Below are 18,601 nucleotides of genomic sequence, written 5' to 3'. Positions count from 1 at the left end.
GCGTGGAATTACTATGCCTAAGAGTCCAGCATCAAATCGCGGGGGCAGTTCCGCTCGTAAAACAAATAAGGCTACGAAGTCATCGGCTTCGAGCCGTTCGCCTCTGATGGAAATGTTCGTTTCTATGGGGCGAGGTGTGGCGAACGCGTGGCGCGGTTTCTTGTCGATTGATGCGCAGTTGCGCCGCGACGGTCTTGCGTTTGTGCTACTTGCTTTGGCCGCGGTTTTCGCCCTTCGCGAGTGGTTCCACATTTCCGGTAGCGCGGGTGCCTTCCTCCACCACGCTGCGGCGGGTGCCGTGGGTATTTTCTCGGTGGTAGTGCCGATTGCGCTCGTGTGGTGGGCCGTTGAGCTTTTCCGTGCCCGCACGCATAACCGCTTGCCGCACCGGTTTGCAGGAAGTTTAGGAATATCGATTGCTCTAACCGGCCTCGTGCATGTAACTAGCGGAAATCCGCGGATACAAGATTTTAGTTTGATTGAAGAGGCCGGCGGCGTGCTCGGCTGGTTTATGGGCTATCCGCTGGCAACACTGCTGTCTGCCTGGGGCGGGGCAATCATGTTGCTGTTGCTGTTTGCCTATTCGATCTTGGTTTATACGCAAACGCCGGTGAAGGAAGTTTCGCAGCAGGTCCAGGCTCTCTTAGACCGGATTTCGCGCCGGAGCGAAGGTAACAAAAAGAACGGCCGAATCGACTCTTACGATGCGGATGAGCCGTTTGTTAGCCCCAACGTTTCTTCGCCGGACCTTGAAGCATTTGAGGAGCCGCAAGAATCTGACTTCTACGAGGTGTCCCCGTCTTACGAGACGCAGCTCATCGAACCGCAGGCCTACGAGAGCGCAGATGAAACGACCCTCATGCCAGCTGGCTCCAGTGATCTTCCCACCACAACTGCGATGGAGCTGGAAGACGGTGCGGTTTATAACCTTCCCCCTGATGATCTATTGATTAAAGGCCCACCGCACAAGAAGCGTTCGGCTGCAAACGATTGGGTTGTGGGCGCTCTGCAAAGCACGCTGGACGAGTTTGGCGTGGACGCGAAGGTCACCGGTTTTTCGCGCGGTCCAACGGTTACTAGGTATGAGGTGACACTGGGCGCGGGCGTGAAGGTGGAGCGCATCACGCAGCTGGAGAAGAACATTCGCTACGCGGTTGCTTCCTCGGAAGTACGCATTCTGTCGCCTATCCCCGGTAAGTCAGCGATTGGCGTGGAGATTCCAAACACGGATCGCGAGACCGTGGCGCTTGGTGACGTTCTCCGGTCTGGCGCGGCCCGTAGTGATGATCATCCGCTGGTTGTTGGCGTTGGTAAAGACGTCGAGGGCGGATACGTGGTCACCAACATTGCCAAGACTCCGCACCTACTGGTGGCAGGTGCTACTGGTTCGGGTAAGTCTTCGTTTGTTAACTCCATGATCACGTCGATCATGATGCGTGCAACTCCCGCGCAGGTGCGCATGATTTTGGTTGATCCTAAGCGCGTGGAGCTCACTATTTACGAGGGTATTCCGCACCTCATAACTCCCGTGATCACCAACCCGAAGAAGGCTGCCGAAGCCCTCGAATGGGTGGTGAAAGAGATGGATCACCGCTACGACGATCTGGAAAAGTTCGGATTCAAGCACGTCGATGACTTCAACAAAGCAATATTGGCCGGTCAGGTGGAGCTTCCCCCAGGTTCAGAGCGCAAACTCGCGCCATACCCGTACCTGCTTGTTGTAGTGGATGAGCTCGCCGACCTCATGATGGTGGCCCCGCGCGACGTTGAGGCCTCCATTCAACGAATAACGCAGCTCGCACGCGCCGCGGGTATCCACCTCGTTCTGGCTACGCAAAGGCCGTCCGTGGATGTCGTTACTGGCCTTATCAAGTCGAACATTCCGTCACGCCTCGCGTTCGCCACGTCCTCAATGCAGGATTCGCGCGTTATTTTAGACCAAGGCGGTGCTGAAAAACTCATCGGCAAGGGTGACGCCCTCTATCTTCCGCAAGGGGCGGGCAAGCCAAAGCGCGTGCAGGGTGCGTGGGTGACTGAATCGGAGATTCGCGACGTTGTTGAACACGTCAAGGAGCAGATGAAGCCCGTCTACCGCGAGGACGTGATTGTTCCGGCGAAGAAGCGCCAGATTGCGGACGACATTGGCGACGACCTCGAGGATCTGTTGCAGGCGGCAGAACTGGTGATCTCGACTCAGCTTGGTTCTACTTCGATGTTGCAGCGCAAGTTGCGGATTGGCTTTGCACGCGCTGGCCGTCTGATGGATTTACTGGAGTCGCGCGAAATTGTGGGGCCTTCAGAGGGGTCAAAGGCGCGTGAGGTGCTGGTACCCCCAGAAGAGTTGCCTCGAGTGTTGGCCATGCTACGCGGCGAGGACGTTCCTACCGATACTATTGAAGAAGAATCAGAGGATGCCTGGGAATTGACAGGTAGAGCGTAGGAGTCGCGATGAATAGGGCGCAGATGGATGACAACGTCTCGCGTGTACACGAGGGCGAGAACATTTGGAATCTGCCAAATGTTTTGACAATGGTTCGTCTCGTTTTGGTGCCGATTTTTATCGTTCTGGTTCTGAACGGCTCGGTTGGCGCCATGTGGGCGGCCCTGGTGGTGTTCGTCGTTGCTGCATTTACCGACCTGTATGACGGCAAGATTGCGCGCGAGCGCGGCATCGTGACTGATTGGGGCAAGATTTGGGATCCGATTGCCGATAAAGCGCTTACACTCGGCGCTTTCGTGGTTTTGTCAATCGCTGGTCTTGTTCCTTGGTGGTTCACGGTTGTAGTGGCGGCGCGTGAGCTTGGGATTACATGGATGCGTTCTAAGTTGTTGAAGCGCGGCATAGTGGTTGCCGCGAATTCGGGCGGTAAGGCCAAGACCGTGTCGCAAATGTTCCTGATTGTGTTCCTTGTGTTCCCTTGGGATTCCGTATTGGGGGTTAGCAACGCCCTATTTGATGTGACGGGTCTTGCGGTGGTGCGCTGGGTTTTGATCGCTATTGCTCTGTTCCTAACCGTCTGGTCAGGCCTACAGTATGTGGTTGCTGTGGCAAAGATGAAGAAGTAACTCGCGTTTCAAACCGCAAAGAGGTATACGCCACTTTTAGGTTCGGAATATATTTTCGCGCCATCTGGTTTACCTTGATATGACGGTAAATAGTCGCTTTTGCATTCGATGCTTGGAGGTAGTGTGGGCAGTACCGCATCCACAATGAGGGATCCCTTACTGCGGGAGGGGGATGAAGCAAGGTACGGTACAGGTATGCAGAACAAAAGTGATACCAAGCCGCTCCTGAGGGAGCAGATTGGTGACGTTTTGCGCCAAATTCGCCGCACCCAAGGACGCACCCTTCGGGAGGTTTCCGCGGATGCGAAAGTCTCACTCGGATACCTGTCAGAGGTTGAGAGGGGCCAGAAGGAAGCCTCTTCGGAACTCCTGATTGCGATTTGCGGGGCCCTTGGCGTACCACTCGCACTGGTGTTGCGCGAGGTTGCTAGCCGTATTGCTGCCCTGGAGTTCGTAGACGTTCCAACGGCTACTCCGGCTGCGTTGGTGGATGGTAGCTTGAGTGACCGGATCACGTTGTTGAGTTGATTACATGACTGTCTCGGAGTTTTGGAAGAGCATCGAAGCCGTCTTTGGATCCTGCTACGGCAGGTCTATAGTTGGTGACCTTTTCCTGCCAAAACTGGGTGGTACTGCCGAGCAGGCCCTGATGAGCGGTTTGGATCCTGAAGTTATTTGGGATGAGTTGATCAGAGAAACTGACATGGGCGACGAAGCCCGCTGGGTACACAGGCGTGAGAAGGTCCTAAGGTAACTAGCCCGAGCTGTACTCGAAAGGGTCCATAGTTGCACGCTCCAGAAAACAGGTCGTGGAACCGCATTGAGTTTATTTACAATCCGCAGGCCGGCAATCGGCTAATTCGGCGCAATGTTGGCGTTGTTGCTAGTAAGCTTGCTGAGATTTTCCCATACGCACATGTTCGTATAAACCCAACTACTGGACCGGGAGATGCAACGGATCTGGCGCGCGCGGCAGCAAAAGAGAGCGGAAGTGACGTCCTCGTTGTGGTTGCGGGTGGCGATGGCTCCGTATCTGAGGCCGCTAATGGCCTGATCGGCTCCGCGGCGTCCATGTTGGTCTTGCCTTTCGGATCCGGAAATGACCTCGCCCGCACGCTTTATGGCAGGCGGACGGTGACGCCAACTATGATCCTGGATGCGTTCAAACAAGAAGGTGCGTTTTCGGCTCCAATGGACGCCCTGCACGTTTCGGGAAGCGTGAGGGATAGCCGCGGGGCGCAGGTGCCTAAATTTTCCTACTTCAGCGTGAATGTGATTTCGATAGGACTGGATTCTAAAGTTGCAATAACAGCGGATAAGATCCAGCGAAAGATCCCGAACACTTTGGGTATGAGTTACATGATCGGGGTTGTGAACGCGCTTTCTTCTGACCGTTCTTGGCGCATGCGGGCCACAATGGAACGGGATGGAAAGCTAGATACGGTAGAGCGTGATTACGTTCTGTGCGCTGTCGGCAATGCGCGGTATTACGGCGGCGGGTTCTTGCCGCACCCGGGTGCAAAGATAAATGACGGCCTTGCGAATATCCTGACTGCGCGTCCGTTAAAGGTTCTTGAGATCGCGAAGTTGCTGGGTAAGTTCCGGCGTGGAGAAACGATCCCCGCAGACATCGCCAAGTACGAGCAGGCTTCGTCTGTATCGATCGAGGCTGTGGATAGCGAACTGGTGCTAACGCTGGATGGGGAAGGCTACTTTGCGGACAGTGTTCGTGTAGACACTGTGCCAAATGCGCTGTCTGTCGCGCTGCCATGTAGCTGGGGACTCCCGCCGGCTTTTCAAGCAAACTGAGGCAGTTCGGACAGGAGGAATCCGGCAGCGCAGCCGCGCAGCAAGCGGGCAAATAGTGGGATAGATCCCAATGCCTTCTCGCGCGTCGAAGTGTCGAACACGTGTTCGGCAGTTAAGCTTGTGCACAGGTCATGTTCGCTTGGATGCATCCACATCCAGGTGCCTTTCAAAAAGGATGTCCGTGGTCGGCCATAGCATGATTTACGTACCCGGAGAGGGAACACGTTTTTTCGACCAGCCCGGTAAAACGCGCGGAGAGCGCAGGATCTTGAAGGAGCTTAAATGGCCGTTGCACCCGATCGAAATAAGGCATTGGAACTTGCCCTGAGCCAGATTGATAGGCAGTTTGGTAAGGGTTCAGTTATGCGACTGGGGGACGATAATCGTCCGGCGGTCAAAGTTATCCCTACGGGTTCGTTGGCGCTCGACGTGGCGCTTGGTGTTGGTGGTCTTCCGCGGGGCCGTGTAATCGAGATTTACGGTCCGGAATCGTCTGGTAAGACCACGGTGGCGCTACACGCGGTTGCTTCTGCGCAGAAGGCCGGTGGAAACGCCGCGTTTATTGACGCGGAGCATGCTCTAGATCCCGAATATGCAAAGAAACTTGGGGTCGATACCGATGCGCTCCTAGTGTCGCAACCGGATACTGGCGAACAGGCGTTGGAAATCGCTGACATGCTGATCCGTTCGGGCGGTATTGACATCATCGTTATTGACTCTGTTGCCGCTTTGGTCCCGAAGGCGGAGATCGAGGGCGAGATGGGTGACTCGCACGTGGGCTTGCAGGCTCGCCTCATGTCGCAGGCGCTACGCAAGATTACGGGTGCGCTATCTGCCACGGGAACCACGGCTATCTTTATCAACCAGCTGCGCGAGAAGATTGGCGTGTTCTTCGGGTCGCCAGAAACCACTACGGGTGGCAAGGCGCTTAAGTTCTATGCGTCGGTGCGGATCGATGTGCGTCGTATCGAGACACTCAAAGAGAAGGGCAACCCGGTTGGTAACCGTACGCGCGCAAAGATCGTGAAGAACAAGATGGCGCCGCCATTCAAGCAGGCGGAGTTCGACATCCTCTACGGCCTCGGTATTTCGCGTGAAGGTTCCATCATTGATATGGGTGTGGAGACCGGCATTGTTAAGAAGTCGGGCTCTTGGTTCACATACGGTTCGGATCAGCTTGGGCAGGGTAAGGAGAACGTTCGTACGTTCTTGAAAGATAATCCGGAACTTGCTGACGAAATTGAGCATCGCATCCTTGTGGAGCTCGGTATCAGGCAAGAGGAAGTCCCCGGATCTTCAGATGCTCAGTCTGATGACGCGCAGGCTGATAAAGGTGGTAAGAAGGCCAGCGCAAAAATCGATCCAGCTGAAGACGCCGGATTCTAATGGTTTCTTTTTACGATCCGGATGAGGGTCGCAAGAAGAAGCGTGTGGACCGGGAAGCGGCCCGGAAGCGTCGCGAGAAGCGACGTGAATGGGCCGCGAACCTGGAAGGCGAGCATGCTGTTTCGGCGGCAAAAGAGGCCGCGCTAAAGCAATTGGACAGGCAGGATCGCTCTCGCGGCGAACTGGTTAGCAAACTTAAAGAACGTGGTTTTCCACTTGAAGCCATAGAAGTTGCTATAGACCGGCTGGAAGAGGCCGATTTGGTGGATGACGAACGTTACGCGAGGATGCTGGTACGCACCCGGTTCAATGAGCGTGGCCTCGTTGGCAGAGCTCTTATTGAGCAGCTACGCAAGAAACAGATCCCGCCTGCGATTATCGATGCTGCGCTGGAAGAAGTTGAGCACGTTTCACTAGAAGAATCAGCACGTGAGATAGCTGCTCGTCGCGCCCGCGCGATGTTAGGTTTAGAACAGCAGAAGCAGGTGCGTCGTCTCACTTCCATGTTGGCGCGTAAAGGCTACCCATTGAATGTGTGCTACTCCGTAGTGAATCAGGTTTTGCAGGAGCTGGATGCAGATGACGATGAATGATGCAGAACTCCACAAGGGCGACGCAAATACTCTTGCGGGGCCAGATCTTCTAGATGCAAGTGCGATTAGCGGTACGGATGGCGTTCTCGCGGACCTATCAGGTGATCACCTAGACAGTATGGCGTTTGCCTCTCAGATAGTTGAAAAGCTCACCTCGAAAGGCCATTCGGTAGCCACCGCCGAGTCGCTAACAGCGGGACTGGTTAGCGCGGCGATTGCAGATATACCAGGCGCGTCCAATTGTTTGAGTGGGGGCGTAACCACCTACCAGACGCATACTAAGGCAAGCGTTCTTGGTGTTGATGAGGGCCTGTTGCAGACTAACGGCCCGGTAGATCCGGATGTTGCACTCCAAATGGCAGCTGGAGTAGCGCGCCTCTTCGGCTCCACCTACGGCGTAGCAACAACCGGTGTTGCCGGACCCGGGCCTGCGGAAGGGCACCCGGCCGGAACCGTGTACGTCGCGGTGTGGTCACCCGCCCGGTCTAACGCAGTCTTGTATCACTTCGAGGGAGATCGTGCGAGCGTAAGAGCCCAGGCCGCCGAGGCCGCTCTAGCAGAGCTTTTGAAGCTCCTTTAGTCTGACGTTCCGGGTACGTCCTTTCCCTTAATGAAAGCAAGCCACTGACCGTGGAAATCATCGGCCAGGTTCTGCGGGGGAGTAGTTCCTACCAGAGGCGTAGCCATCGGCTCCTCTAACAGGTCGAACGCGAAGGCCATATCAATGCAGTGCCTAGACCACTGCTGTACCTGATCCACACTTGGATCGTCTACGGCTGGGCACCAGTCAAAAAGGTATAGGGCGGTATGGGCCGCGCCGGTCTCCTTACGGCGTTGCAAAATGCTTTGCGCTGGCCAAACAAAAATTGCGTCGCTAACCAACTGGCCCATGATGAGCGACGTGGTGTTTGCCCGTGGGTGTTCCCGTACGTAGTTACGAGCGTCTTCCAGTCCGCCTTCGACAAGCACATCAGTTGCGTTTAGAGGGTTAAGCTCGCTGGCCATGGGGGCCAAAATGTCAGTAAATTCCTCGCTTGTCACTGTGAGAAGTAGCGGCTTGTCTGCTCCCACTCCACGATCCACACCTTCGTCGATCGTGTACGGCAGCACAGTTTCTTCTTGCCAGGGTGTAAAAGGCAGGTCCGACATAGGCTTGCCGGCCAGGCGATCGGCAACAAACTGGGCCGCCCCTGGCCACTGTTCGTAGATCCGGCGCTCAGCTTCTATCTCAGCTTCAACAAGCCGCTCCTTGGCGCTTTTAATCCCTGCGATAGTCGGCTCGACGCCCAGGTAGTCGGTAACAAGCTCGGCGCGCTCGCGCGCCAGCGCTTCACTCATCGGGGGAAGAACACCGGACTCGCTGATTGCACGATCGAAAAGTGGTTGTGAGGACGGAGCTGTCAAATGGGCAAGAACAGATCCGCCGCCCGCGCTTTGTCCCGCAATGGTTACCCGGCTGGGATCTCCACCAAACGCGGATATGTTCTCGCGGACCCATTTCAATGCAGCTTGTTGATCTAAGAAACCACGGTTAGGGACAGCGTCTTTCAGCCAACCAAATCCTTCGAATCCGAGTCGATAAGAGATTGAGACTACAACTACTCCTCGTGCAGCAAACTTTCGTCCATCCGTTATTGGTGAAGCGGCAACGCCAGATTTAAACCCGCCGCCGTGAATCCACACTAAAACCGGGAGATTGCGCGCGTTTTTAGGAGTGAAAATGTTGAGGTTCAAAATCTCGTCGCCCGCGATAGATGGGTCAATCAAAATTGCGTCGGCAGAGTAGGGCCGCTTTTGCGGTGTAGGGGGAAGCGCGGTGCAGTCCCGTACGCCATCCCAGCCGGGGTGAGGCGCGGGAGCGTGAAGGTAGAGATCGCCAACAGGCGCTGCCGCATATGGAATGCCTAAGAACCGGTAAACATTTTCATCAAGTGGATGCGGGCTACCAGCAACCTTGCCGTATACAGTTTGAACCGAGTGCATGTCTCTCCTTTATGATTCGAAACAATCCTATCGGTATTCTCGTGTATCTCTGGGCGACTTTGAGGCCAATCACGCAGGCCTCGGTTCGTTACTTTCATGCTGATTAACTACAATCTTGAACGATGAATACTAAGCCACGCACTTATTTGATTCGCACGCTCGGATGCCAGATGAATGTCCATGACTCAGAGCGTATGGCCGGCCTGCTTGAAACCGAGGGGTACGTTCCAGTTGAGACCGTTCCGCAGGCGGCGGCGCGCGCCACTGAAGCGGGTGATGGGGGAGCCGATGTTGTTGTGATTAACACCTGCTCGGTTCGTGAGAATGCGTCCAACCGGCTGTTTGGTAATCTCGGTCAGCTTGCGCAGGTTAAGCGCGAGCGCCCCGACATGCAGATTGCTGTGGGTGGATGTTTGGCGCAGCAAATGCGCGAAAAGGTAGTTGAGCGCGCTCCGTGGGTGGACGTGGTGTTTGGCACGCACAATATTGACGTACTTCCTGCGTTGTTGCGCCGCGCTGAACATAACCGCAAGGCCGCGGTGGAGATTGAAGAATCGCTCAAGGTGTTTCCATCCACACTGCCCACTAAACGCGAATCGGTTTACTCAGCATGGGTTTCGATCTCGGTGGGTTGTAACAACACCTGTACTTTCTGCATCGTGCCGCATTTGCGCGGCAAGGAGCGTGACCGCAGGCCGGGGGAGATTTTGGCGGAGGTCGAGGCGGTAGTAGCCCAGGGCGCGGTTGAAGTAACGCTTTTGGGACAGAATGTGAACTCTTACGGCGTTAGCTTTGGTGAGCGCGGTGCGTTTGCTGATCTGTTGCGTGCAGTTGGGCGCGTTGAGGGATTGGAGCGCGTGCGCTTCACAAGCCCACACCCTGCGGCATTCTCTGACGATGTGATTGCGGCTATGGCGGAAACTCCGACGGTTATGCCGAGCTTGCATATGCCGTTGCAGTCCGGATCAGACCGTGTGCTGCGAATGATGCGTCGCTCGTATCGACGCGCAAAGTTTGAGGGAATTTTGGAGCGCGTGCGTGAGGCCATTCCTGACGCGGCGATCACTACGGACATCATTGTGGGTTTCCCCGGCGAGACGGAAGAGGATTTCCAGCAGACTCTAGAGGTGGTTGAAAAGGCGCGGTTCAGCTCGGCCTTCACCTTCCTTTATTCGCCGCGCCCCGGCACTCCGGCAGCCGATATGGAGGATCAGGTGCCTCACGACGTGATGCAGGACCGTTATGAGCGTTTGATTGCGCTACAGGAGCGGATCACAACCGAGGACTCGAAGAAGTTTGAGGGCCGCGAAGTTGAGGTATTGATCGTAGAGGATGGCGGCCGTAAGGATGGGGCGCGTAATCGCGTGTCGGGTCGCGCCCGCGATAACCGTCTTGTCCACCTATCGCTTCCAGATGGCATTAAGTACGGCAGGGAGCTACGTCCGGGAGATATGGTGCGCGCAGTGGTGACGCACGCGGCTCCACACCATTTGGTTGCAGATTCGGGCGTACAAGGTGGCATGTTTGAGATCATTCCAACTCGTGCGGGCCTAGTGTGGCATGAGCGGCATGAGAACCCGGACATGGCTAATCGGGTAAGCCTGGGCATTCCTATGTTGCGATAGGGCGAGGCCATGTTGATAGGAATTGTGGGCGCTACGGCGTCGGGCAAATCTGGCTTGGCGCTGGACCTTGCTCGCGAGCTGGGAAGCACTGAGATCGTGTCGATGGATGCGTTTTCTCTGTATAAAGGCATGGATATTGGCACAGCGAAGCCTTCAACTGTGGAGCGGGCCGAGATCCCGCATCACCAGATCGATGTGCTAGACATTCACCAGGAAGCCTCGGTTGCGCAATATCAGGTCTGCGCGCGTGAGGACGTGCACGCGATCGAACAGCGAGGCAACCGCGCAATCGCAGTGGGTGGTTCCGCACTCTACATCCACGCCCTTTTTGACAAGATGGAGTTTCCAGGAACGGATCCGGTGGTGCGCGCGCGAGTGGAGGAGAGCCTGGAGGCGCACGGGCAGGCGGCGCTATACCGCATGCTACGTGAACTTGACCCGAAGGCAACGGAATCTATTCATCCGAACGATCAGCGGCGGACAGTGCGCGCGTTAGAGGTAATTGAGTTGACCGGCCGGCCGTTCTCCGCAACCATGCCCAAGCGTGAGTTCTTTCGGCCCTCGATCTTGTTGGGAGTGCGCAGGAGTCTGGAGGAACTCGACGCGCGTATTGCCACAAGAACAGAAGAGATGCTCGAGGCTGGTTTCGTGAGCGAGGTAGAAGAGCTAATGCGCCAAGGCCTTGCGGATACGCCAACCGCGGTGAAGGCAACCGGGTACCAGCCGATTATGCGTCACTTGGGCGGGGAAATAACGCTGGATGAGGCACGCGAACTAATTGAGCTAACAACCCGCCAGTTAGTGCGAAAACAAATGAAATGGTTCCGCAGGGATGAGCGGATTCAATGGATCGAGGGTAGTTCTAGCGGACTCCTTGAGCAGGCACTGGCTGTCGCGCAGGAGGGCTAACGGCAAACGCGAATAATGCGGTAGCCCTTCTTTGAGTGAGCCTTCTCGGCTTGCCAACCCTGTTCACTAAGCCACTTGATAAGCGAGTCAGCGCCCAGGTTGCGCGCCACTACCAGCCAGGCCTCGCCCTCATCAGATAGCAGGCCAAGCCATTTGGTGAGCATTTCTTGAAGCGCGGGCTTGCCAATCCTGATGGGCGGGTTTGACCAGATGAGGTCAAACTTAATGCCGTCACTACTTGCTTTCTCAAACGCTTTATCAGCGAGCTCGGTATGTATCTTGACGTGGTTGCGCCCCGCGTTCTTACGGGTGAGGTCGAGGGCCCGTTGGTTGATATCTACGGCCCAGACGGTGGCCTTTGGGCTAAGCTTTCCAAGCGTGACACCAATGGGGCCCCACCCGCATCCAAGGTCAAGAAAGGTGCCGGTTTCGGGCGGCTCTGGAGCTTCGAGCAGTAGCGCTTTGGTGCCAAGGTCCAGCTTGTGTGAAGAGAACACCGCATCTGAGAGGACCATGTCAAGGTGTATGCCGCGCACGTCCAGGGTCAAGGGGCGCAACTCATCAACGGTTGCTTCGGGGCTGTTCGAAAAATAATGCTTAGTCACGCTTATAGCGTAAGGGACGGGGGCGCCCTGTGGAAACTGCGTAGCATATTGGCGGGCGTAATGGGAAAATAGCGGTGAGTCTAACGGGAGAGCATGTGAAAGAACGCGATCAAGATCTGGATGTGCAGCGCGCCGAAGACGTTGTGGCGAGGGTACTGGCGCGCAGTAAGAGGCGTCCAGAGATGCAACGGGTTGAGGGCATGAGCCTCGCAGAGCGGGCAACATCGTTACAATCCACGCGCGGCCAGACAGAAAACAGTGCCGGTTCCTTGGAGCGTGAGGCGAGGGCAGGCACGCGCAGGGTCGCGTCTTTGTCCACGGAACTTGAGGACGTTTCTGAGGTTGAGTACCGCCAGTTGCGTCTGGAGCGTGTGGTACTAATAGGTATTTTTGATTTTGATGCGAGTGAGGCGGAAAACTCATTGCATGAGCTTGCTGCGCTTGCACAAACAGCGGGTTCAACGGTGCTTGATGGCGTGCTTCAGCGCAGGGCAAATCCGGATCCGGCAACCTATTTGGGCTCTGGTAAGGCTAAAGAGTTGGCTCGGATAGTGGAGTCGGTGGGTGCAGATACGGTGATTGTTGACGGCGAGCTTGCCCCGTCTCAACGCCGCGCTCTTGAAGATGTAGTGAAGGTCAAGGTGGTTGACCGCACGGCGTTGATTCTGGATATTTTTGCCCAGCACGCCAAGTCCCGGGAGGGTAAGGCGCAGGTGGAGCTTGCTCAGCTGGAGTATTTGCTTCCGCGTTTGCGCGGTTGGGGTGAGTCAATGTCGCGCCAGGCTGGTGGACGCGTTGCGGGCGGTGAGGGAATTGGCTCGCGCGGTCCGGGTGAGACGAAGATCGAGCTCGATAGGCGTCGTATTCGCACGCGCATGGCAAAGCTGCGTCGAGAGATCAAAGAGATGAAGCCATCTCGTGAGACTCAGCGCCATTCGCGCCGCGCAGGCGGGGTTCCTTCGGTTGCGATCGTGGGCTACACGAATGCTGGCAAGTCGACGCTGCTAAATCGCATTACGGGCGCTGACGTGATGGTCCAAGATGCCCTGTTTGCCACTTTGGATCCAACCGTGCGGCAAGCGATCACCCCGGATAATCGCGTTTATACGCTAGTGGACACGGTTGGTTTTGTGCGTAATCTTCCCACCCAGTTGGTTGAGGCGTTTCGGTCAACGCTTGAGGAGGTCGCTGAGGCGGACGTAATATTGCACGTGGTGGATGCGGCGCACCCCGATCCGATTGGTCAGGTTCATACCGTTATGGAAGTCCTTAGCCAGATCGAGGGAGCTAGTGACATCCCGCAGGTTTTAGCCTTGAATAAGGCGGATCTTGCAAGCCCGGAACAGGTTGCAGTTTTGCGTTCAAAGTTTGCAAACTCCGTTGCAGTCTCCGCCAAAACCGGCGCTGGCATTACAAAACTCGAACAACTCATTTCTGCCACCTTGCCGCGCCCGAGTAAATACGTGGACGTGGTTGTGCCATATGCCGATGGTGACCTCGTGAATCGTTTCCATGAGATGGGCGAGATCGAAAAAGAGGAGTATCTACCTGGCGGCACTCACCTGGTTGGACGCGTAGATGCGGATCTTGCGTATGAGCTTTCTCTTGTTGATGTGTCGTGAAGCAAGATATTGAGCTCCTGTCTCGCGTCGTTGAATCGTTTGGCGGCGACGTTCGCGAGGGGCAAAGAACCATGGTCGAAGCCGTCGCAGATGCCCTGCAAGATGATGCAACTTTGCTAATCCAGGCGGGCACGGGAACGGGTAAATCGTTGGGCTACCTGGTTCCCGCAATGCGGCGTGGGCGGGAGAATGATGAGCGCATCCTGGTATCCACGGCAACTCTTGCGCTGCAACGCCAGATTCTTACAAAAGATGCTCCGCAGGTAAATGGTCAGTTGGACGGTGAGGTTCGTGTTGCGGTGCTGAAGGGGTGGCGCAACTACCTGTGCTTACAAAAGGCGCAGGGCGGTTACCCCGATGAAGGGTTGTTTGACGAGGCTGACGTGGCTTCTGATACTGGGGCCGAGGTGGTGCGGTTGCGCGCGTGGGCGGAAGAGACCGAAACGGGTGACCGTGACGACCTTGTTCCGGGCGTGTCTGATAGGGCGTGGCAGCAGGTTTCTGTGGATACCCTCGAATGCTTGGGACAAACCTGTCCGATGCGCGAGGAGTGCTTCGCGGCGCGTGCTCGCGCGCAGGCTGAAGAAGCCCACGTCGTGGTAACAAACCACTCGATGCTGGGCATTCACGCGGCCACGGAGAACCTGGTGTGCGGCGAGTTTGATGCGCTAATCATTGATGAGGCCCACGACCTCGCGCGCATTATTAGGGGGCAGGCAACTCTTTCATTGTCGGGCGCTATGGTGAATTATCGAGCTCGTAGAGCAGCGCGGTACGCCCAGATTGATACGGGACGGTTGGAAGAGGCCGCGCACAGTCTCGAGGCAGTACTGGATGGCCTTGACGAGGGGCTGATTCGTACTCGTCCAGAGCAGTTGCTTGAGGGTATGCGGGTGTTGGACTCGGGGATTCGCGGCGCACTGTCGGATTTGGAACAGTCAACGGTTACGGGAGCTGAACGCAAACTGGCGCTGGCCGCACTGAATGACTTGTCGCAGTTTATGGACCGTTGGGACATGGATCCGCAGGCGGTTATTACATGGATTTCGAGAAATGATGACGCGCGCACGTTCTTGAACTGTGCGCCCTTGGACGTAGCCGGTCCAATCGCAAGTCGGTTGCTTAGTGAGAAACCCGCGATTCTAACGTCAGCTACGTTGGAGCTGGGAGGATCTTTCGACGGCATTGCGTATGAGACGGGCGCGGCATTTGCGGGCGGGGATCTGCGTAGCGAAAACGTTGGAAGTCCTTTCGATCCAGCGAACCAGGGAATCTTGTATGTTGCCGCGCACTTGCCACCGCCTTCGCGAGGTGGAGTGAGTAGTGAGGTTTTGGACGAGCTGGTGGATCTGGTAAAGGCGTCCGGGGGAGGGGCGCTCGCCCTGTTCTCGTCGCGCGGGGCCGCGATTGAGGGTGCGCGCGTGCTACGCGAACAAATCGACCAGGAGGTGTTTTTGCAGGGTGAGGACCAGCTGGGCACTCTCTTGCAGAAGTTCTCGCAGGATGAAGATTCTTGTTTGGTAGGCACGCTATCGCTGTGGCAGGGCATTGATGTTCGAGGACGTGCTTGCAGGCTCGTCACGATTGATCGGATTCCTTTCCCGGTTCCTTCAGATCCGGTTGTTCAGGCAAGAACTGCACATGTGGCGAAGGCGGGTCGAAATGCGTTTCGTGAGGTTTCGTTGAACCATGCGGCGCTGTTGCTTAGCCAGGGCGCCGGCCGGCTGCTGCGTTCTGCTGATGATAGGGGAATGGTGGCAATCCTCGATTCGCGTATTGCAACGCGCTCGTATGGCAGTTATCTGATGCGGTCCTTGCCGCAGATGTGGCCTACCCGCGATGGGGAGATAGCGCGAAAGAGCTTAGAGAATCTTCGAACGTGCCAATAGGTTTTACGCCCAGTAAAGGGTGAGAACTTGTGTGCCGTTAGGCTCACTCTTATTGGTTCTTCTATCGGGTTTGAATTAACTGTGTTTGAATATTGGCTAAGAAGAGCTTTAAAGGAAGGTACTACCTTGAACGCAGCGGTTGAATCCCTTTACCCCACTTCAGGTGGCGGGCGTCCTTCGAAGATCGCGATTATTGGTGCCGGCGCGGTGGGTACCGCGGTTGCGTACGCTTGTGCGATGCGTGGCGATGCGCGCGATATCGTCCTGTATGACATTGATAAGGCGAGGGCGGAAGCCGAGGCGCTGGACATTGCGCATGGTATTCAGTTCACGCCTGCCGGATCGGTTGAGGGCTCGAATGATATTGAGATCATTCGCGGCTCTGACCTCGTCATCGTAACTGCCGGGGCAAAACAGAAGCAGGGCCAAACCAGGATTGATTTGGCTGAGTCCACGGTTAACCTCATGCACACAATCGTTCCGCAAATCCTTGAGGCCGCCCCGGATGCGTACCACATGTACATCACCAATCCGGTGGATATCGTGACTTACGCGGCTTTGAAGATTTCTGGTCTGCCGCGCAATCGTGTGTTCGGTTCGGGTACAGTGCTTGATACTTCCAGGCTTCGCTACTTGGTGTCTAGGCGCACGGGCGTGGCCATTAAGAATATCCACGCTTATGTTGCTGGTGAGCACGGCGATTCTGAGGTCGCTCTGTGGTCCTCTGCAGAGATCGGCAACGTACCTCTTCGTCATTGGGGGCCAACCGTGGACGGTAGCCTGTTTGATGCTGATCTGCGCGACGAGATCGCCCATGAGGTCGTTAACTCCGCGTACCGCATTATCGAGGGTAAGGGCGCAACAAACTACGCGATTGGTCTTGCTGCTTCGAATATTGCTACTGCGTTCTTGCGTGATGAGAACCGGGTTTTGACGATCTGTTCACTACTTGAGGATTGGCACGGTATCTCTGATGTTGTGATGGCCGCCCCAACGCTGGTTGATCGCAATGGTGCTGGCCGCGTGCTTGAGCCGCCGCTAACACTTCGGGAGCGTGACGGGCTGACAGCGTCTGCAGAGCAGCTTCGTTCGGTAGCCAAGAGCTTGGGACTATAGCTTGATGTTGCGTTGCATGTGCGGCGATAACGAATGAAAGTGGGCGGATCTAAATGATCCGCCCACTTTTCGTACTCCGTACTTGTTCGCTAGATGGCGCGAATAACCGTTACTACCTTGCCCAGGATTGTGGCGCTGTTGCCCGGGATCGGATCAAAGTCTTTATTTCGAGGTAGCAGCCAAACATTAGATTTGTCGTGAGACAGCACTTTAACGGTGGCCTCACCGTCGATCATCGCCGCAACGATTTCGCCATCTTCCGCCGAAGGCTGCCTGCGCACCACCACGAAGTCACCGTCACAAATAGCGGCCTCTACCATCGAGTCGCCGGATACCTCAAGGGCAAAAAGTTCACCGCGTCCGGTTAGTCGTTCCGGCAGAGTGAAGATGTCGTCCACGCTCTGTTCGGCGGTGATTGGGGCGCCTGCTGCGATGCGTCCAACCAGGGGAGCGGTTGTAGTGTCGCCATCGGTTGATTCGGAAATCGGGATGAACAATGTGTCCGCATTCGTCGGCGTAGCGTCGTCGTCTTCGTCGGTGATGATTTCGATCGCACGAGGCAGTCCGGGGGTGCGGCGAATGAATCCGAGCTTTTCAAGTGCGTCTAGCTGGTGCTTTGCAGATGAGGGGGCCGATAGGCCAACCAGTTCAGCAATTTCGCGTACCGAAGGCGGGTAGCCTCGCGTAGCTATGGACTCTTTTAGCACCTCAAGAACCTGACGCTGACGATCCGTAATAGCCCTTGATTTGCGGGTGTTCTCGCTAGTCATGGTTCTCCTGTTCAAAATAAATGTCCGTGCCACCTGTTCGAATACTTGTAGACAGTTTAAACAAAAAATAACGATTTTGAAACATATGTTCGAGCGCGTCTCGACATCGCTCTTGTTTTGCGGTATCGTACAAGTGTTCGACGAACAGATGTTCGAATGGAAGGTTAGTGACATGAGCGCATTGCAGATCCAGCCCGAGCCGATTCTCGGTACTGAGGCCCCAAAGCGGCCTCACCTATACGTTGTGCCAGATCTTCCTCAAGAATCTGTCCAGTCTTTTGATAGTGGTGTTGAATCTTCCGCTAGGCCCGGGGCAATGCGATCCCCCAAGGCAAGCGCCACGGGTCTAGCGGATACTCGTTCGGTGGGTGTCATTAAGGCAGCAGCGTATTTTGCTGTAGCTACGTTGCTCGCAGGAATAGGTGCGGGTGTTGGGGTCCTGTTTCAACCGTCGGTTGATCCTGCAGACACTCGGGTCGCTGCGGTTCAGCAGGGTGATTCGCTTTGGTCTATTGCGGGCGGGCTGGGCATTTCCGATCGCTCAGTTGAAGATGTGGTCACCGACATTCGCATGTTGAACGGTCTTGAGACAAATGTGGTAGTTCCAGGGCAGATGCTAACCGTACCAACCAAATGATGGCGCGCGGGGTGGTGCGTCTCCAAAGATGAGCGGCTGAGCGTTTACACTTGCGTGTTATATGATCAGGGGCAAGTAGTTCTACTGGTCTAGCTGATAGGAACACGCCTATGCACTGCCCGCTGTGTCACCATGACGACACTCGAGTGGTTGATACTCGCGTCTCAGAGGACGGTGCTTCGATCCGTAGGCGCCGGGAATGCCAGCAGTGTAAACACAGATTCTCAACTCTTGAAACATCCAGCTTTCTGGTGGAAAAGCGGTCTGGCGTAGTTGAGCCTTTTTCTAGAGAGAAGGTTATCGTTGGGGTTCGTAAGGCTTGCCAGGGGCGCCCGGTAGATAGTGACGCACTTGCTCTTCTTGCACAAAGGGTTGAGGAGCAGCTTCGCGAATCGGGTCGAGCCACGGTTAAAGCATCGGAGATTGGCAAAGCAATCCTGCCGTTCTTACGGGAGCTCGATGTTGTTGCCTACCTGCGTTTCGCGTCGGTTTACTCGGGGTATCAGTCCCTAGATGACTTCCAGGAAGCTATTGATTCTCTTCGCGCTGAGGGTAAGTAGGGATTACGCCGTCATCTTAGGTAAACGGATC

The 18,601-nt window shown here is 55.8% G+C and carries 19 protein-coding genes; 15 read left to right on the top strand and 4 right to left on the bottom strand.

Features of this window, described 5'->3' with window-relative positions; genetic code table 11:
* The first annotated feature begins 13 nt into the window (after nt 1-13).
* From HMPREF1628_RS03665 to HMPREF1628_RS03645, 5 genes are all read left to right on the top strand, one after another.
* Nucleotides 14-2,440, top strand: a complete 2,427-nt coding sequence (locus HMPREF1628_RS03665) for an FtsK/SpoIIIE family DNA translocase (protein WP_034508012.1) — start codon at nt 14-16, stop codon at nt 2,438-2,440.
* 8 nt (nt 2,441-2,448) lie between these two features.
* The gene (pgsA, locus tag HMPREF1628_RS03660; RefSeq protein WP_034508010.1) at nt 2,449-3,066 is read left to right on the top strand and encodes a CDP-diacylglycerol--glycerol-3-phosphate 3-phosphatidyltransferase; all 618 of its coding nucleotides are present in this window, start codon (nt 2,449-2,451) and stop codon (nt 3,064-3,066) included.
* Nucleotides 3,067-3,261: 195 nt separating this feature from the next.
* Nucleotides 3,262-3,594: a helix-turn-helix domain-containing protein gene (locus HMPREF1628_RS03655; protein WP_034508007.1), complete on the top strand. Its 333-nt coding sequence runs from the start codon at nt 3,262-3,264 to the stop codon at nt 3,592-3,594.
* 4 nt (nt 3,595-3,598) lie between these two features.
* Nucleotides 3,599-3,820, top strand: a complete 222-nt coding sequence (locus tag HMPREF1628_RS03650) for a DUF3046 domain-containing protein (RefSeq protein ID WP_034508004.1) — start codon at nt 3,599-3,601, stop codon at nt 3,818-3,820.
* A 32-nt stretch (nt 3,821-3,852) separates the two neighbouring features.
* Entirely contained in the window at nt 3,853-4,875 is a 1,023-nt protein-coding gene (locus tag HMPREF1628_RS03645; RefSeq protein ID WP_034508001.1) for a diacylglycerol/lipid kinase family protein, read from the top strand.
* Here HMPREF1628_RS03645 and HMPREF1628_RS08975 read toward each other — a convergent pair.
* Nucleotides 4,863-5,030 carry a hypothetical protein gene (locus tag HMPREF1628_RS08975; protein WP_156956863.1) on the bottom strand — a complete coding sequence of 56 codons (168 nt, stop codon included), beginning with the start codon at nt 5,028-5,030 and terminating at the stop codon, nt 4,863-4,865. The two genes, HMPREF1628_RS03645 and HMPREF1628_RS08975, sit on opposite strands and share 13 nt — an antisense overlap.
* 127 nt (nt 5,031-5,157) lie before the next feature.
* Here HMPREF1628_RS08975 and recA point away from each other — a divergent pair, with 127 nt between their 5' ends.
* From recA to HMPREF1628_RS03630, 3 genes are read left to right on the top strand one after another with little or no spacing between them, the layout of a single operon-like run.
* On the top strand, nt 5,158-6,261 hold the full coding sequence (recA, locus tag HMPREF1628_RS03640; protein ID WP_034507999.1) for a recombinase RecA: 1,104 nt from the start codon (nt 5,158-5,160) through the stop codon (nt 6,259-6,261).
* Nucleotides 6,261-6,854 carry a regulatory protein RecX gene (locus tag HMPREF1628_RS03635; protein WP_034507996.1) on the top strand — a complete coding sequence of 198 codons (594 nt, stop codon included), beginning with the start codon at nt 6,261-6,263 and terminating at the stop codon, nt 6,852-6,854. Before recA ends, HMPREF1628_RS03635 begins: the two co-directional genes overlap by 1 nt.
* On the top strand, nt 6,841-7,434 hold the full coding sequence (locus HMPREF1628_RS03630) for a CinA family protein (protein WP_442853076.1): 594 nt from the start codon (nt 6,841-6,843) through the stop codon (nt 7,432-7,434). Before HMPREF1628_RS03635 ends, HMPREF1628_RS03630 begins: the two co-directional genes overlap by 14 nt.
* Here the strand turns inward: HMPREF1628_RS03630 and HMPREF1628_RS03625 are convergent.
* On the bottom strand, nt 7,431-8,837 hold the full coding sequence (locus tag HMPREF1628_RS03625) for a carboxylesterase/lipase family protein (protein WP_052038840.1): 1,407 nt from the start codon (nt 8,835-8,837) through the stop codon (nt 7,431-7,433). The two genes, HMPREF1628_RS03630 and HMPREF1628_RS03625, sit on opposite strands and share 4 nt — an antisense overlap.
* 122 nt (nt 8,838-8,959) lie before the next feature.
* Between HMPREF1628_RS03625 and miaB the strand changes: the two genes are divergently transcribed.
* Nucleotides 8,960-10,462 (top strand): tRNA (N6-isopentenyl adenosine(37)-C2)-methylthiotransferase MiaB, encoded by a 1,503-nt coding sequence (gene miaB / locus HMPREF1628_RS03620; protein WP_034507993.1) that lies wholly within the window; start codon nt 8,960-8,962, stop codon nt 10,460-10,462.
* 9 nt (nt 10,463-10,471) lie between these two features.
* A complete protein-coding gene (miaA, locus tag HMPREF1628_RS03615) occupies nt 10,472-11,371 on the top strand; it encodes a tRNA (adenosine(37)-N6)-dimethylallyltransferase MiaA (RefSeq protein ID WP_034507991.1) in 900 nt (299 codons plus the stop codon).
* On the opposite strand, the gene HMPREF1628_RS03610 is transcribed toward miaA, so the two are convergent.
* Nucleotides 11,368-11,976, bottom strand: coding sequence for a class I SAM-dependent methyltransferase (locus tag HMPREF1628_RS03610; protein ID WP_034507989.1), 609 nt, complete (start codon nt 11,974-11,976; stop codon nt 11,368-11,370). The genes miaA and HMPREF1628_RS03610 overlap by 4 nt on opposite strands.
* Before the next feature lie 68 nt (nt 11,977-12,044).
* On the opposite strand from HMPREF1628_RS03610, the gene hflX reads away from it, so the two are divergent.
* The 3 genes from hflX (at nt 12,045) to HMPREF1628_RS03595 (ending at nt 16,603) form a co-directional block, all read left to right on the top strand.
* The gene (hflX, locus tag HMPREF1628_RS03605; RefSeq protein WP_442853077.1) at nt 12,045-13,598 is read left to right on the top strand and encodes a GTPase HflX; all 1,554 of its coding nucleotides are present in this window, start codon (nt 12,045-12,047) and stop codon (nt 13,596-13,598) included.
* A complete protein-coding gene (locus HMPREF1628_RS03600) occupies nt 13,595-15,487 on the top strand; it encodes an ATP-dependent DNA helicase (protein WP_034507984.1) in 1,893 nt (630 codons plus the stop codon). The genes hflX and HMPREF1628_RS03600 overlap by 4 nt, the downstream gene beginning before the upstream one ends.
* A gap of 126 nt (nt 15,488-15,613) precedes the next feature.
* Entirely contained in the window at nt 15,614-16,603 is a 990-nt protein-coding gene (locus tag HMPREF1628_RS03595; protein ID WP_034507982.1) for an L-lactate dehydrogenase, read from the top strand.
* Nucleotides 16,604-16,692: 89 nt separating this feature from the next.
* Here HMPREF1628_RS03595 and lexA read toward each other — a convergent pair whose 3' ends face one another.
* Nucleotides 16,693-17,373: a transcriptional repressor LexA gene (gene lexA / locus HMPREF1628_RS03590; RefSeq protein ID WP_034507980.1), complete on the bottom strand. Its 681-nt coding sequence runs from the start codon at nt 17,371-17,373 to the stop codon at nt 16,693-16,695.
* 172 nt (nt 17,374-17,545) lie between these two features.
* Between lexA and HMPREF1628_RS03585 the strand changes: the two genes are divergently transcribed.
* Both HMPREF1628_RS03585 and nrdR read left to right on the top strand, forming a co-directional pair.
* The gene (locus HMPREF1628_RS03585; RefSeq protein ID WP_158237779.1) at nt 17,546-18,010 is read left to right on the top strand and encodes a lytic transglycosylase; all 465 of its coding nucleotides are present in this window, start codon (nt 17,546-17,548) and stop codon (nt 18,008-18,010) included.
* A gap of 110 nt (nt 18,011-18,120) precedes the next feature.
* Complete coding sequence (gene nrdR / locus HMPREF1628_RS03580) at nt 18,121-18,570, top strand: transcriptional regulator NrdR (RefSeq protein WP_034507975.1); 450 nt, start codon at nt 18,121-18,123, stop codon at nt 18,568-18,570.
* Nucleotides 18,571-18,601: the final 31 nt, after the last annotated feature.

This window comes from Actinomyces sp. S4-C9 (assembly GCF_000758775.1).
Taxonomy (GTDB): domain Bacteria; phylum Actinomycetota; class Actinomycetes; order Actinomycetales; family Actinomycetaceae; genus Gleimia; species Gleimia europaea.
Note: the sequence above shows the minus strand (reverse complement) of the source record. Positions and strands in the feature narration are given on the sequence as shown.